At 37.2% G+C, this 14868-nt stretch carries 13 protein-coding genes and 1 pseudogene; 12 read left to right on the forward strand and 2 right to left on the reverse strand.

Features of this window, described 5'->3' with window-relative positions:
• Positions 1-87: 87 nt before the first annotated feature.
• Positions 88-1395, reverse strand: coding sequence for an ABC transporter permease (locus tag BN2458_RS03110; protein ID WP_034342759.1), 1308 nt, complete (start codon positions 1393-1395; stop codon positions 88-90).
• A complete protein-coding gene (gene secA, locus BN2458_RS03115) occupies positions 1395-3950 on the reverse strand; it encodes a preprotein translocase subunit SecA (RefSeq protein WP_034327674.1) in 2556 nt (851 codons plus the stop codon). The genes BN2458_RS03110 and secA overlap by 1 nt, the downstream gene beginning before the upstream one ends.
• Positions 3951-4056: 106 nt before the next feature.
• Here secA and lolA point away from each other — a divergent pair, with 106 nt between their 5' ends.
• The 12 genes and pseudogenes from lolA to BN2458_RS03170 all read left to right on the forward strand — a co-directional run bounded on the left by lolA (position 4057) and on the right by BN2458_RS03170 (position 14860).
• Positions 4057-4596, forward strand: a complete 540-nt coding sequence (lolA, locus tag BN2458_RS03120; RefSeq protein WP_034327671.1) for a LolA-like outer membrane lipoprotein chaperone — start codon at positions 4057-4059, stop codon at positions 4594-4596.
• A gap of 30 nt (positions 4597-4626) precedes the next feature.
• Positions 4627-6231, forward strand: coding sequence for an anthranilate synthase component I family protein (locus tag BN2458_RS03125; RefSeq protein ID WP_034327669.1), 1605 nt, complete (start codon positions 4627-4629; stop codon positions 6229-6231).
• A gap of 23 nt (positions 6232-6254) precedes the next feature.
• Positions 6255-7859 (forward strand): bifunctional anthranilate synthase component II/anthranilate phosphoribosyltransferase, encoded by a 1605-nt coding sequence (locus BN2458_RS03130; RefSeq protein WP_034342757.1) that lies wholly within the window; start codon positions 6255-6257, stop codon positions 7857-7859.
• A gap of 16 nt (positions 7860-7875) precedes the next feature.
• Positions 7876-9407, forward strand: a pseudogene (locus tag BN2458_RS10655) (N-6 DNA methylase).
• A 173-nt stretch (positions 9408-9580) separates the two neighbouring features.
• The gene (locus tag BN2458_RS03140; RefSeq protein ID WP_058122036.1) at positions 9581-10363 is read left to right on the forward strand and encodes an Abi family protein; all 783 of its coding nucleotides are present in this window, start codon (positions 9581-9583) and stop codon (positions 10361-10363) included.
• Between the two features lie 128 nt (positions 10364-10491).
• Positions 10492-10650, forward strand: a complete 159-nt coding sequence (locus BN2458_RS09865; RefSeq protein WP_156407277.1) for a hypothetical protein — start codon at positions 10492-10494, stop codon at positions 10648-10650.
• Between the two features lie 119 nt (positions 10651-10769).
• Positions 10770-10991: a hypothetical protein gene (locus BN2458_RS03145; protein ID WP_034327661.1), complete on the forward strand. Its 222-nt coding sequence runs from the start codon at positions 10770-10772 to the stop codon at positions 10989-10991.
• On the forward strand, positions 10981-11250 hold the full coding sequence (locus tag BN2458_RS03150; protein ID WP_034327659.1) for a type II toxin-antitoxin system RelE/ParE family toxin: 270 nt from the start codon (positions 10981-10983) through the stop codon (positions 11248-11250). Before BN2458_RS03145 ends, BN2458_RS03150 begins: the two co-directional genes overlap by 11 nt.
• Positions 11251-11300: 50 nt before the next feature.
• Entirely contained in the window at positions 11301-12428 is a 1128-nt protein-coding gene (locus tag BN2458_RS09565) for a restriction endonuclease subunit S (protein ID WP_064504553.1), read from the forward strand.
• Positions 12425-14362: an AAA family ATPase gene (locus tag BN2458_RS03160; RefSeq protein WP_034342755.1), complete on the forward strand. Its 1938-nt coding sequence runs from the start codon at positions 12425-12427 to the stop codon at positions 14360-14362. Before BN2458_RS09565 ends, BN2458_RS03160 begins: the two co-directional genes overlap by 4 nt.
• A gap of 26 nt (positions 14363-14388) precedes the next feature.
• Positions 14389-14601, forward strand: a complete 213-nt coding sequence (locus tag BN2458_RS03165; RefSeq protein WP_034342753.1) for a hypothetical protein — start codon at positions 14389-14391, stop codon at positions 14599-14601.
• A complete protein-coding gene (locus BN2458_RS03170) occupies positions 14585-14860 on the forward strand; it encodes a type II toxin-antitoxin system YafQ family toxin (RefSeq protein WP_034327651.1) in 276 nt (91 codons plus the stop codon). Before BN2458_RS03165 ends, BN2458_RS03170 begins: the two co-directional genes overlap by 17 nt.
• Positions 14861-14868 lie beyond the last annotated feature (8 nt).

Here is a 14868-nt window from a genome sequence, read left to right on the forward strand (position 1 = left end):
CCTAATAAAGAAAAATAGCACCACCGATGATGCTTGTGTATGCTATGATTTATTTGTTTAAACATTACTTAAAATGATGTTGATATATCATTCATTGCGTAAAACTTGCAATGTGTCTATTGATGAGGCTTTTTTGGCTGGATAATATGATGAGAGGCATACAATGACAATAGCCCCCAAAATCGTTCGCACAAAATCTAAGAGTGATAAGTCTAGTGGGAGCTTTGAGCTACCATATACATCAGCAGGAAGCGAGATGATAGGAAAGGTATCAAGCATATACATTGCCACGCCTGTAAGCACCACGCCAAGCGCGATACCGCTTAAGCCAATCGTATTTCCCACCCAAAAAAACACGCTTTTAATTTCCTGTTTGCTCGCACCAAGCGAGAGAAGCAATGCAATTTCTTTGCGGCGATTCATCACAACCATAAGCAAGGAGCTAATGATGTTAAGACTTGCCATAACGATAATAAGCATAAGCACAATAAAAAGTGCGCGTTTTTCAAGCTCTAACGCCGAGAAAAAATTACCATTTTGTTGCCACCAGCCCTCTACCCCCGCACGATTTGGAAACTCGACAAGTAGAAATTGCCTAATTGCATCAATATCCTCCATTGGACTTGGCGTATAAATATGTATGCCATCATATATGCCAGAATCTAGTCGGCGGATTTTTTGCAATGCACTAATATTAGTATAAGTATAAGCCTCATCGTATGCCCTTAGCCCAGATTCAAAAAATCCCGCAATCAAAAAGCGTTTATTGATAGGTGTGTAGCTAAAGCCACTTGGTTCAAGCTGTGTAAAAAATAAATCAATCTTATCGCCAAAGTCTAAGCCAAAATTCTCCTCAAAACCCCTCCCCATAAGAATCGAAAATGTATTTTCTGTGAATCTTGTGATATTTTGCTCTTTTATTCTTTCAATTTCATCTTGTTTCTCTTTTGTGAGGGCTTTTGTTGCAGATTCACTCATATTGCTATATTGAGCAGGTTTAAAGGCATTATTTACGACTTCATTCATTTTAGATTCTGCGTGCATATCCACACCAAAAACCATTGTGGCATTCATTGTGTCGCCTACCTTGCTTACTGCCTGATAGCGTAAATAGGGGCTAAAAAGAAACTGCGGAAAGCGCGTTTTGAGGGCTTGAAGTATCTCATCATCTACGCCTAAATGCGTGGTAGAATACACGCTTAAAGGGTAATTCATCACAAAGAGTTTGCGCTCAAATTCCTTTAACATACCATTCATAATCGCCATTGCCACACACAGCACCATAACGCCAATGCCTACACCAAAAAACGCCAATAAGGCTGTGATAGAAATAAAAGGTTGTGTTTTATCAAAGCGCAAATAACGTGGTAAGAGATAGAAAATAAGGGCTTTCATTATGCTAACAAACCTTTTTTGGGACCGCTTTTGCCGTGGCAGAGTTTGTATTTTTTGCCACTACCACAAGGACAGGGGTCATTGCGCGAAATTTTTGGTTTTGCTACATTTGTAGAATCCGTGCTTATGCGTGAATCTTGCAGATTTTCCTCTAGCTCATCTTGCATATTTTGCAGCATTTGCTCGGTTTCTTCCTCCTCTTTTTCTTTAAGCTGAATGATATGCAACATTTTTGTCGTTTCGATTTTGAGATTCTCTATAAACTCTAGGAAAAGGTTATAACTCTCTTTTTTGTATTCCACAAGCGGATCTTTTTGATTGTAGCCGCGCAATCCTATGCCGGTTTTAAGATTATCCATTGTATAGAGATGCTCACGCCACGAGCTATCAAGCACTTGCAAGTAGATAATGCGCTCAATCTGCGCTCTTTGCTCATTAGGAATCTTAGACATTTTCTCCTCATAGCCTTGCTTCATTTGTGTGATAATTTTTGAAAGTAGTTCATCATAGTCTAAACCCTCGCAATCCCCTATATCCAGTCCTAATTCCTCTTTTGCCTGTGCTTTAAGAGACGAAAGGTTGAAATGCTCACTCTCATCGCCGGGTAGAATCTGCGCCTTGTAGAGTAGCATTTGCGCACTTAGCTCACGATTTGTATCTATGCGTTCAGTGAGGGAGCAATTTTCATCAAGCAATTCGTTACGTAGTTTATATACAGCTTTGCGTTGCTCATTAGCAACATCATCATATTCAAGCAAATGCTTGCGTGATTCAAAATGGAGATTTTCTACCTTTTTTTGTGCACTTTCTACTGAACGCGTAACAAGTCCAGATTCTATATGTTCGCCCTCTTTAAGCCCAAGACGCTCCATAATGCCCTTAATCTTATCACTCCCAAAGATTCTAAGTAGCGAATCTTCAAGGCTCAAATAGAATTGACTAATGCCCGGGTCGCCTTGTCGCCCAGCTCTTCCGCGTAATTGGTTATCAATGCGGCGGCTTTCGTGTCGCTCTGTCCCAATAATATATAATCCGCCAAGTTCGCGTATTTCGTCGTTGATTTTAATATCTACACCGCGTCCTGCCATATTTGTAGCGATTGTTACTGCACCTTTTACTCCAGCGTCTTTAATAATTTCGGCTTCTTTAGTGTGCTGTTTGGCATTTAAGACAGTGTGAGGGATTCTATGTTTTTTAAGAAGTTCGTGCAGAATCTCACTTTTTTCAATACTTGCAGTTCCTACAAGGACAGGCTGACCTTTTTTGTAAAGCTCTTGAATCTTGTCAATAACAGCATTAAATTTCTCTTTCTCACTTTTATAAATAAGGTCATTGAGGTCTTTGCGCTGCACAGGGACATTTGTAGGAATACTCACTACTTCAAGGTTGTAAATTTGCAAAAATTCACTTGCTTCTGTTTGCGCTGTGCCCGTCATACCAGAGAGCTTTTCATAAAGACGAAAATAATTTTGGAAAGTAATATCTGCAAGTGTTTGACTTTCCTCTTTAATATCAACCTTTTCTTTTGCCTCAATTGCTTGATGTAATCCCTCACTAAATCGTCTGCCTTCACTTAAACGCCCTGTGAATTCATCAACAATGACTACTTCATCATTTTGCACAACATAGTCTTTATCTTTAATAAAAAGATAATTTGCCTTGAGTGCTTGGTCAAGATGATGAGAGAGTGCAGCATTTTCAATACTATAAAGATTATCTACTTTAAAAAGACTCTCAGCCTTTTTAATGCCTTCTTCATTGAGGAGAATAACGCGATTTTTTTCATCAATGCTAAAATCTTCTTCGTTTTTGAGCTTTTGAGCTACGCTATTGGCGAGCTGGTAGTGTTCAAGTGTGCGATTAACAGGTCCAGAGATGATAAGAGGTGTGCGTGCTTCATCAATAAGGATAGAATCTACCTCATCAATAATCGCAAAATAGTGCTCTCCTTGCACTTTTTGAGAAAGGTCATATTTCATATTGTCTCGCAAATAATCAAAGCCAAATTCATTATTTGTGCCATAAACAATATCACACGCATATGCCTGCAAACGTTCATTATCATCGCGGACTTCACTTGTAATAATACCTACTTCAAAGCCCAGAAAATTATAAAGTGGTTCTAATTCTTTGGCATCTCTATTGGCAAGATAATCATTAACTGTTACAACGTGCACACCCCTGCCACAGAGTGCATTAAGACATACTGCAAGAGTTGCCACAAGCGTTTTGCCCTCTCCTGTTTTCATTTCAGCGATACGTCCATCATTAAGTGCCATACCACCGATAAGTTGCACATCAAAATGCCGCATACCTAGCACTCTTTTGCTTGCTTCGCGTGTGATTGCAAAACTTTTGTGTAGAATTGATTGAAGTGAGGTTTCGCCATTTTGGATAAGTTTTCTTAATTGCATAAAAGCCTCTTGCAGTTGTGCATCACTTAGAGTATTGTAAGTAGATTCTAAAGCATTAATGGCTTGGACTTCTTTAAGATAATGTTTAATGAGTTTATTGTTGCGTGAGCCTAGAAATTTTGAAACAAGAGTGTGTAGCATATGTAGCCTTTTAGTTAAGAATTAGGTGCAATTTTAGCACACTTTTATGGAGTTTTGGTAAAATCGCCAACTTTAAACAAGATAAACACTCAAAGGATTCTAAAAAATGTATATTCTAAGATATTATTTTTTGCTTGTGTTTGGCTTTTGCGCGATAGCATTTGCGTGGGGGGAAAACATACAGAGTATGGAAGCGGATTTCGAGCAGCTCATAGAAAATGAGGGCGGAATAGATATGTTTTATAAGGGAAAGATTTTTGGTAAGTCCCCAAACAAAGCCAAATGGGAATATCAAATGCCGCTTAAAAAAGAAATTTATATGAATAATGGCGAGGTGATGATTTATGAACCAGCCTTAGAGCAAGTGAGCTACTCTAGGCTAAGGACAAAGAGTGATTTTATTTCTATTATGAAGTCTGCCATAAAACAAGCAGATGGCAGCTACCGCACGAGTGTGGATAATGTAGAATACACGCTTTATGTGGATAAAAATGACAAGCCCAAAAGCATAAGCTTTGTAGATTCTATGGGCTCAAAGAGTGTGTTAAAATTTAGCAATGTCAAACTCAATGGCACATTAAATGATAAACTCTTTGTGTTTAAAGTGCCAGAGGGTGTTGAAGTCGTGGAGATAAAAAGTAGATAGATTCTGTAAAATTTTAAGTATGGAGCACTGATGTTTGATTTTACGAATACGCACAAAGCGCTTGTAGCGCACAAAGAGATCTTATGCGATGAGATTACCCCTCTTTCCGTGCTTTTTGCGCTGAAGGCTAAGGTGCTTTTAGAATCAGCCTATAACGAAACAGGCAAGGATAGATATTCTATTATGATTCTTGCTGAAGCGTTTAGAATCTGCAAGGAGCAGGGCGCACATTGGCTTATGTATGAGGGAAAGAAAATATTGCTGCGTGAAGCATTAGGCGCATATATGAATGATGCGGCGTTGCTGCAAAAATTAAAGATTACAAAGGGCAAAAAGCAGAACGCAGAGGATTACGGTTTCTTAGAATCCCTTGCCATTGTGCGAACACTCGCCCCACAGCCACAAGAAGTAGATTCTAGCGACACTAATTCCCCCACTTACTCTAATGTGTCTGATTTGCCCCTTGATCTACCTCTGCCCCTTGGTGGTGCGGGGTATATTGGCTATGAGTTTTTTGCCGAAATTGAGAATCTTAACTTCAACAATCCCGCTGAATACAGCATTCCAGAGTGTGGCTTTATCTTTGGGCGAGATTTTTTGGTTTTTGATCATTTGTTTGATAGGCTGCATATTGTAAGTGTGGGCTATGCGTATGAAAAAGAGCATATAAATCCCAAAGAGCGTGTAGAGCGCATTATGCACGATCTGAAAAACCTCCCTCGTTTGTTGCAGGATTTTGCTCAAGATACCGCCCAAGATTCTATCAAATCTAACAAAAGTGCTGATTTTATGCCCTATACGATTATCAAAGCCACTTCACAAACAGAATATGAATCTATGGTAGAGGATTTAAAAAAATGTATTTATGCGGGCGATTTGCTTCAATGTGTGCCAAGCCAAAGTATGCAGATTCGCTCAAGTATGCCGCCATTACAGGCATATCGGCATTTGCGACATCAAAATCCTAGTCCATATATGTTTTATTATGATTTTGATGATTTCGTGATTTTGGGTGCGAGTCCGGAGATTATGATTCGGCTTAAAAGCCAAAATGAAAGCAGTAATTTTATTTTGCGCCCCATTGCTGGGACACGTCCTAGGGGTAAAAGTGTGGCAGAGGACAAGCAGCTAGAATCTCAACTTTTGAGTGATGAAAAAGAGCTAAGTGAGCATTTAATGTTACTTGATTTGGCGCGTAATGACGCAGGTAAGGTGAGTGTAGGCGGGGGTGTAGAGGTTGTGTATCGTAATAAAATTGAACGTTATTCGCGTGTAATGCACATCGTTTCCCAAGTCCAAGGTGAGCTAGATTCTAAACGTTTTGCTAAACGAGATGCGTTTAAGGCTACCTTTCCTGCGGGGACATTAAGCGGTGCGCCAAAGATTGAAGCGATAAAAAATATAGAGCGGCTAGAATCAAGTGCTAGAGGCATATATGGCGGTGCGATAGGCTATTTCACGTATAATGAAGATATGGATTTTGCCATTGCCATACGCAGTGCAGTGTATCAAAATGGCGTGTATTATGTGCGCTCCGGTGCGGGTGTGGTGCAAGATTCTATTCCCAAAAGTGAATTTATTGAAACACAAAATAAAGTCCAATCAATGCTTGATATGCTCGCTCCTAAAGACTAGAGTAAAAAACTAAAGGAACAAAAATGATTTTGCTCATTGATAATTATGATTCTTTTACTTATAATATTTATCAAGCATTTTATCGCTTTGGCTTTCCTATAAAGGTAGTGCGCAGTGATAAGATAAGTATTGAAGAGATAAGAGAGCTAAATCCTCAATATATCATTATTGGTCCTGGTCCAAAAACACCAAAAGAAGCAGGGATTTCTATCCAAATCGTGCAGGAGTTTCAAGGTGTGTATCCCATTTTAGGAATTTGTCTAGGACATCAAGCGATTATGGCGGCTTTTGGAATGGAGATTGTCAATGCAAAAAATATCGCACACGGCAAGGTTGAGCCGCTACATCATAATGGCAAGGGGCTTTTTAGGCATATTAGTCCGCTCACGCCTATTGTGCGCTATCACTCGCTTGTAGGTAAAGCACACGAGCTGCCCGAATGTTTTGAAGTGAGCGCGTGGAGTGAAGATGGAGAAATTATGGCGATTGAGCATAAAAGTCATCAGCTAATGGGTGTGCAGTTTCACCCTGAATCTATTGGCACAACAGAGGGTGAGAAAATGCTTTTAAATTTCTTGCACTATACGCGTGAGATTATTCCTATCAAGCAATATCTCAAAAGCACTCTAAAGGGTGAAAATCTTAGCTTTAAACAAGCCTATGATGTAATGGACGAAATTACAGAAGGCAATATGAGTGATGCGCAAATTGGCAGTATTTTGACAAGCCTTGAGATTAAAGGTGTGAATGCGGAGGAGTTAGCGGGATTTGCAAGTGTATTGAAGAAAAAAGCCATTGCCTTTCCTTTACCACTAAGCAATGAGGTGCGTCTTGATATGGTAGGCACAGGAGGCTCTCCTCATAAAACCTTTAATGTATCTACCACAAGTGCATTGCTTCTTGCAGCTGCTGGAGTAAAGATTATCAAACACGGCAACAGGGCGATTACTTCAAAGTCTGGTTCGGCAGATTTGCTAAGCGCACTTGGCGTAAATATCAATATGGAGGTGCAAACTTGTATTGATGTTTATAAAAATATTGGTATTACATTTTTGTTTGCTCAAAAGTTTCACGCTGCTATGCGATTTGCTGCTCCTGCAAGGGCAACACTAGGCTTTAAGACAGCTTTTAATCTTATCGGTCCTCTAGCAAATCCTGCCAATGTTACACATCAATTTATTGGTGTATTTGATAAGGCATATACCGAGATTATGGCGCGCGCACTTGATATTTTGGGTATAAAAAGGGCAATGGTTGTAAGCGGATTTGATTATTATGATGAAATTTCACTTTGCGCACCCACACAAATTACAGAGCTTAATAATGGTGTGATTAAAAGTTATGTGTTTAATCCAAGTGAGATAGGGCTTGATTTTGTCCCTTATACAGAGCTTTGTGGAGGAGATGTGCAGGAAAATAAGCGCATTAGCCTTGATATTTTTTCTGCTTCACCCCAGTCATTACGCTCTCCTAAAACGCAGCTTGTTGCACTTAATACCGGTGCAGCGTTATACCTTGCAGGTAAAGCGCAGAGTATCAAAGAGGGATATTTTTTAGCAAGAGACATTATAGAATCTAAACGCGTTTTTGATGTGCTAGAGGATTTTGTGAGATTATCAAATCAATGAAAGTATAGAGGTTTTTATGGCACATTCTTATAAAACTTTGGCGCAAACACTTTTTAAATCCGCCGACAAACTCCGCAAAAACATTGACGCCGCCGAATACAAGCATATCGTTTTGGGCTTAGTTTTCTTAAAATACATCTCCGATAGCTTTCAAGCTACTTTTGAAAGAGTGCAAAATGAGGGCGGAGATACGGAGGATAAAGACGAATACCTTGCCTACAATGCGTTTTTCGTGCCGACAAAGGCGCGGTGGGGCTACATTATGGAAAACGCCAAACAAAGCAATATTGGCAGCCTTTTAGATAATGCAATGCAAACCATAGAGCAAGAAAACCCAAGCCTTAAAGGCGTTTTGCCCAAAGTCTATGCCAAAGAAAATCTAGATTCTATTTGTTTAGGTGGGTTGATTGATTTACTCTCTAATCTCTCTTTGCAAGGAGATTCCACCCAAAGTAGCGATATTTTAGGGCATATTTTTGAATATTTCTTAGGTGAGTTTGCCTAAGTGAGGGCAAAAAGGGCGGGCAGTTTTACACACCAAAAAGCGTTGTAGAGCTTCTTATTGCGATGCTAGAGCCTTACAAAGGACGCGTATTTGACCCTTGTTGTGGCAGTGGGGGAATGTTTGTGCAAAGCGAACTTTTCGTGCAAAGCCATCAAGGCAGCATTGATGATATTTCTATTTATGGACAAGAGAGCAACCAAACGACTTGGCGACTAGCGAAGATGAATCTTGCCATAAGACAAATTGACTCCTCACAAGTTAAATGGAATAGCGAGGGTAGCTTCTTAAATGACGCGCATAAGGACTTAAAAGCGGATTTTGTCATCGCCAACCCGCCTTTTAACGATTCGGATTATAGTGGCGAACTCTTAAAGCTTGATGGACGTTGGAAGTTTGGCACTCCCCCTACTACAAACGCAAACTATGCGTGGATTCAACACTTCCTCTATCATCTTGCCCCTAAAGGCGTGGCGGGATTTGTCCTTGCCAAAGGCAGCCTCACAAGCAACACCGGCGGTGAGGGCGAGATACGCAAAAACTTGATAGAATCTAATCTCATTGATTGTATTGTCAATCTCCCCGCTAAGCTTTTCTTAAACACGCAAATCCCCGCTTGTCTGTGGTTTATGCGCCGCTCCAAAACAAATAAAGAAATCCTTTTTATAGACGCAAGAAATTGTGGCGAGTTGATTAATCGCAAAAATCGTATTCTCACGCAAGAGGATATTCAAAGGATAAGCCAAACTTACCACGCGTGGCAAAAAGCACAGAATCCACAAGGCACAGATTTTGCAGATTCTAAAGAATCCACCCCGCCTTATGCCGACATCAAGGGCTTTTGCAAATCCGCTTCCCTACAAGAAGTCGCCGCACTCGGCTACACTTTGACACCGGGCAGATTTGTAGGCTTAGAAGAAAGTGAGGAAGATTTTGACTTTGAGACAGAATTTACACGCTTAAAAGAGGAGTTGCAATCCCAAATGCAAGAGGAAGAGGCGTTAAATAAAAGGATTCTAGCCAACCTTGCGTTGATAGAAAAATGAAAGAGTAGAAGATTATAGAGTGATAAGAATCGCAAAAAGCATAAAAATACAAAATTCAGAGTAACCTCTCATCAGCTAAGCCAACAAGCACCCACGATTCATCGCGGTAAGCTCTCTGAATTGCAAGGATTATAGTATAATTATCCTAAACACAAGTTTAACAAAGGGGATAAATGGGACATTTTAACCTAGAGATTGAGAATTTAAACAAAATAAAAGGCTTATTTACGCAATATCCCCATTTACTGACATCTGATTTTGACAAACGCATTACGCAAAGCATAAGAGTTTTACATTTTCGCTATTTATGGGGAGCGTGCAGGGAAGCACAGATTGTTTTACCTAAATTTCATACAGATAATCTTTTTGATTTTATTATGAGTTTCTACAACAAAAGGCGCAAAACTCATCAAGCCCATTTTTTACTTTTGCATTGTTTTGAAAATGCCTTGCGTAGCACATTAGCAGTTGAAATCGCAAACTTATATAACCAAGATAAAGATGATTGGTTTTTAAAACCCCAAAGTCAAAACGCCAAAGAAAATAAGCTTTTAAGGCAAATCGCAAACATTACAGATAAAAGACATTTACAAATCTCTAGCTTTAAAAACACCTTTGAAGTTTTTGATATTTTTTCTCTAGGGGATTTGCAACAAATTTTAGACAATCATTGGAGCGAACTTGCCCCATTGTTTAAAAATCCAAAGGAATATAAAAACCAAATGCTCCCAACCTATGGCACAAAAGAATCCTTGCTGACTAAAATTAACAAAATCCGCAATGCGAGAAATGAGATTTTTCATAATAAACCCACAAAAATAAAATTCCAAAAAGATTTGGAAATCTTGCTTTTACATTTGGGTTATAATCTCAAAGATGCTATCGCTGTGGGAGAGATTCAAAGTGTAATCAAACTCCAATATCAATACGAGACTCCAAAGGCAAGCAATGAATAAAACCACTTGGAAAAGGGTAAAGTTGGGGGATTTAATATTAACACGCAAGCCGTGATGATTTATGTAAAAGTTTCATCGTAATCTGCTATAATGCCTAGAAAATAAATAAAGGAAGCAAAGGAAAAATAATGAATATCGCCTTATCCAAAGAAGCACAAAACTTGCTTCATCTCGCACAAGAGAATACGAAACAGCCAATAGAAGCGATTATCACAAAGGCATTGGCAAATTATTTAGAGGATTTGGAGGATTATAAAAGTGCGCAAGAAGCAGAGGCGACTACTTAGCGGCACTCTTTGATTGGCATTGAGGATTTAGCAAAAAAGGCAAAACTTAATGCAAGTGAAATAAAATAAAGATTATAAAATTTGCTATAATTAAAAAACTTCAAGCCAAAGGATACACAATGACACTTATCATTGAAAATGTCAAAGAAGAGTTTTTGCCAGCTTTTAAGGGGTTGGCTAAGGGAATTAAGGCAAAGATAAGAACACAAAAATCAAGAGCAGAAGCTATTGCCCAAATGGAAAAAGAGAGTGAGGAAATGGATAAACTCTACAAACAAGGCAAATTAAAAACCTATTCAAATGCTAAAAAAATGCACAAAGATATTTTGAATGAAATATAAAATCGCTTATTCAAAACAATATAAAAACGCAGTAAAAAAACTTAACAAAGAAGATTTAAGCCTTGTTGAAAATCTCTTAAACCGCCTTGCAAATGATGAAACTTTAGAGCCAAAATACAAAGACCACAAATTAAAAGGTAGTTTAAAAGGCTTAAGGGAATGTCATATTAAACCAAATTTAGTTTTGATATATGACAAAATAGAAGATTTACTCATTCTAAAGGCAATTAATGTTGGCTCTCATAGTGAAGTGTTTTAAGTCAATCTCTCAAAGTATAAGCAAAGCATAGAATCTCACAAAGGCAAGCAATGAATAAAACCACTTGGAAAAGGGTAAAGTTGGGGGAGGTAGCGGAGATAAATCCGCTAGAATCTATCAAGAAAAATACACTTGCCAAAAAAGTTTCTATGGACAATTTAGAACCATTTAATAAAAAAATTTATTCTTTTAGTATGGAATCTTTTAAAGGTGGAAGCAAATTTAAAAATGGTGATACACTATTAGCAAGGATTACACCTTGTTTAGAAAATGGCAAAACTGCTTTTGTTGATTTTTTAGAAAACAATGAAATTGCTTTTGGCTCTACCGAATTTATTATTTTAAGAGAAAAAGAAAATATAAGCGACAAGCACTTTTTGTATTATTTGGCAAGAAGTGAAAATTTTAGAGAAACTGCTATCAAATCAATGACAGGAAGTTCGGGCAGAGAAAGAGTGCAAATAGAGGTTATAAGGGATTATGAATTTTCTTTACCGCCACTTGAGACACAGCATAAAATCGCGGAGATTCTAAGTAGTTTGGACGATAAGATAGACTTACTCCACCGCCAAAACAAAACTTTAGAATCCTTAACCCTAACTCTCTTCCGCCATACCTTTATAGACAATCCTAAACGCAATGAGTGGGAAATGGGAAAATTGGGGGATTATGTAATACCAAAAAAGGGTAAGAATATTACACAAAAGAATGCAATCAGTGGCGTTTATCCTGTAATTGCAGGAGGGCTTGAACCTGCATATTATCATAATCAAAGCAACACAGAATCTCCTGTGATTACAATCAGTGCCTCTGGGGCGAATGCTGGATTTATCAATATTCATTATTGCCCTGTTTGGTCATCAGATTCATCTTATATTGATAGCACAATTACACCCTATGTATATTTTTCTTATTTGTTTTTAAAGCATAATCAAAATATCCTCTATGACAAACAAGAGGGAAGTGCCCAACCACACATTTATCCAAGTCATATAATGGAATTAGAAATGCCACATTATCCTAAAGACTTGATAGAAACTCTTGAATCTCAAACCAAATCTATGTTCGACAAAATATCGCATAATATGAGAGAGATTTTGAATCTGCAATCAATGCGGGATATGCTCTTAGCAAAAATCTTAAATGAAGATTCACAATTGAGGAGGAAAGAACAATGATTACGCTAGAAAGAGTGGAAATACACAAATACAAAAGCATTGAGAATACTCAAGCCTTTGAGGTTGATAAGGGGATAACTATCCTTGTAGGAATGAACGAATCGGGCAAAACGAATGTTTTAGAAGCTTTGGCAAAAGTCAATTACTTCAATAATGATGAAAAGTTTAAATTTAATATAACGCACGATTACCCAAGAAAAGAATTGAAATCTCTACAAAAAAATAATGCTGAGGATATAACACCTAAAGCAATTACCTGTTATTATAGAATTTCAGAGAAATTAAAAGAAAAAATTAATGATGATTTGGGCAGTAAGATTTTTAAAGTAACAAATTTTTCTTATACAAAAAATTATACAAATGCAGGTTCTTTTGGCGGTTTAGAAGTTAGTAGTAAAGATTTTTTAAGCAATTATTTTAAAGATTTAAAAGATATAGAGCAAACTCTCAAAGATAAATTAATGGGAATTGATAATATTGAAGCCATAGATAATATTATCAAAGAATTACAACAAGAAAAAGAAAAACACAATGAGCTAATAGAAAAATTAGAAACTTTAAAAGAATTTTATCATAATGAATGTGATTGGCGTAATCCTATTAGTGAGTATATTATGAGAGTGTGGATAAAACCAAATTTACCAAAATTTCTTTACTATGATGAGTATTATAGTTTGCCCTCAAGAGTAAGTATTCAAAAATTGCAACAAGAAAGATTGGAAGCTGAAGAATTAAAAACAGCACAAGCTTTATTTGAATTAGCGAATATTGATATTGAAACCTTGATAAAATCTAATGATTTTGAAGACTTTCAGGCAGAACTCGAAGCGACAGAATCTGCAATCACTGATGAACTATTTAAATTTTGGGATACAAACAAGAATTTGCAAATTGAATTTAAAATAGATAAAGTGTCCGATTCGGCTAACAGGCAAATTCTTGAACATATATTAGATATAAGGGTTAAAAATACTGATAAAAGAGTTTCTTTACCGCTAAACAAGAGAAGCAAAGGGTTTAATTGGTTTTTCTCATTCTTGGTTTGGTTTAAAAAAATACAAGAGGATAAAAATGCACAATACATTCTACTTTTAGATGAACCGGGACTAAACTTGCACGCAATGGCTCAAGAAAATTTATTGAATTTTTTGGAAGAGCTTTCTAAGCAATACCAAATTATCTACACGACACATTCTCCCTTTATGATAGATTCAAGCCATTTAGAGAGAGTGCGCACAATTTTTGAGACTAAAGAAGGCTCAAAGATTTCTGATTCATTACAAGAAAAAGACCCGAATACTTTATTCCCCTTACAGGCTGCATTGGGTTATAACATAGCCCAAAATTTGTTTATATCTAAAAATAATCTAATAGTAGAAGGAATCTCTGATTTAACATACCTAACTTATATGTCATCACTATTACAAGAAAATGGCAAAGAAGGATTAAGTGATGATATAACAATTATTCCTGTGGGTGGAGCAGATAAAGTTTCTGCTTTTATTTCATTGATGAGGGGCAATAAGCTAAAAATAGTTTGTCTATTGGATACATTCACGGAACAAAAACCTAAAGCACATATAGATAAGCTTATAAATGAGGAAAAAATTTTAAAATTAAGTCAAGTAATTTTTTATGATAAATTTACTGAAATAGATGTGGCAAATATAGAAGATATTTTCACAACGGAAGAATATCTGAAATTATTTAATGAGGCATTTAGTGAATATGATAATATTAATGTTGAAGATATTGATAAATCTAAAACTATACTTGATGAAATTAGTAAAATTATCGGTAAGCCAAGATTTAATCATTATATACCAGCAAAATTGCTTGTTTCAAAAGCTTTAAAAATCAAAGATTTCGGAGATACTACAATTAATAGGTTTGAAAAAATATTTGCAGAAGTGAATAGATTTCTTCAAAAGTAAATGCATGAATAAGAAAGGAGCAAACAATGACGCTTATCATCAAAAATGCCAATAAGGACTTTGCAGAGGCGGTCAGGACTATGGCAAAGGCTTGTGATTCTATGATAGAAATCACCGAGCAAAAAGAGCCCAGCGATGAGCTTTTGGAAGCTATTAGAGAAGTGCGAAATGGGGAAGTAGAGCGATATGAAAGCTTTGAGGATTTCAAAAAGGCAATGCTAGATGAAGTATCGCATTGAACATTCCAAACGATTCAAAAAGGCACTCAAAAAACTTTGTCTTGATGATGTGAAACTTGTTTTGCATATTGTTGGCAAGCTTGCCAATGATGAGCCTTTGGATTCCAAATATAAAGACCATAAGCTTAAGGGGAATCTTGAGGATTTTCGCGAATGCCATATTAAGCCAGACTTGCTGCTAATCTACCAAAAGCAAGAGGATATTTTGATTCTTACTTGTATCTCTGTGGGTAGCCATAGCACACTTTTTAAATCCTAAGGAAAAAC

Origin of the sequence: Helicobacter typhlonius, from assembly GCF_001460635.1 — a bacterium.
Taxonomy (GTDB): Bacteria; Campylobacterota; Campylobacteria; order Campylobacterales; family Helicobacteraceae; genus Helicobacter_C; species Helicobacter_C typhlonius.

Bases quoted from the DNA above. Each gene is read 5' to 3' on its own strand.
- BN2458_RS03110 (WP_034342759.1), bottom strand. From the start codon at position 1,395: ATGAAAGCCCTTATTTTCTATCTCTTACCACGTTATTTGCGCTTTGAT.
- secA (WP_034327674.1), bottom strand. From the start codon at position 3,950: ATGCTACACACTCTTGTTTCAAAATTTCTAGGCTCACGCAACAATAAA.
- lolA (WP_034327671.1), top strand. From the start codon at position 4,057: ATGTATATTCTAAGATATTATTTTTTGCTTGTGTTTGGCTTTTGCGCG.
- BN2458_RS03125 (WP_034327669.1), top strand. From the start codon at position 4,627: ATGTTTGATTTTACGAATACGCACAAAGCGCTTGTAGCGCACAAAGAG.
- BN2458_RS03130 (WP_034342757.1), top strand. From the start codon at position 6,255: ATGATTTTGCTCATTGATAATTATGATTCTTTTACTTATAATATTTAT.
- BN2458_RS03140 (WP_058122036.1), top strand. From the start codon at position 9,581: ATGGGACATTTTAACCTAGAGATTGAGAATTTAAACAAAATAAAAGGC.
- BN2458_RS09865 (WP_156407277.1), top strand. From the start codon at position 10,492: ATGAATATCGCCTTATCCAAAGAAGCACAAAACTTGCTTCATCTCGCA.
- BN2458_RS03145 (WP_034327661.1), top strand. From the start codon at position 10,770: ATGACACTTATCATTGAAAATGTCAAAGAAGAGTTTTTGCCAGCTTTT.
- BN2458_RS03150 (WP_034327659.1), top strand. From the start codon at position 10,981: ATGAAATATAAAATCGCTTATTCAAAACAATATAAAAACGCAGTAAAA.
- BN2458_RS09565 (WP_064504553.1), top strand. From the start codon at position 11,301: ATGAATAAAACCACTTGGAAAAGGGTAAAGTTGGGGGAGGTAGCGGAG.
- BN2458_RS03160 (WP_034342755.1), top strand. From the start codon at position 12,425: ATGATTACGCTAGAAAGAGTGGAAATACACAAATACAAAAGCATTGAG.
- BN2458_RS03165 (WP_034342753.1), top strand. From the start codon at position 14,389: ATGACGCTTATCATCAAAAATGCCAATAAGGACTTTGCAGAGGCGGTC.
- BN2458_RS03170 (WP_034327651.1), top strand. From the start codon at position 14,585: ATGAAGTATCGCATTGAACATTCCAAACGATTCAAAAAGGCACTCAAA.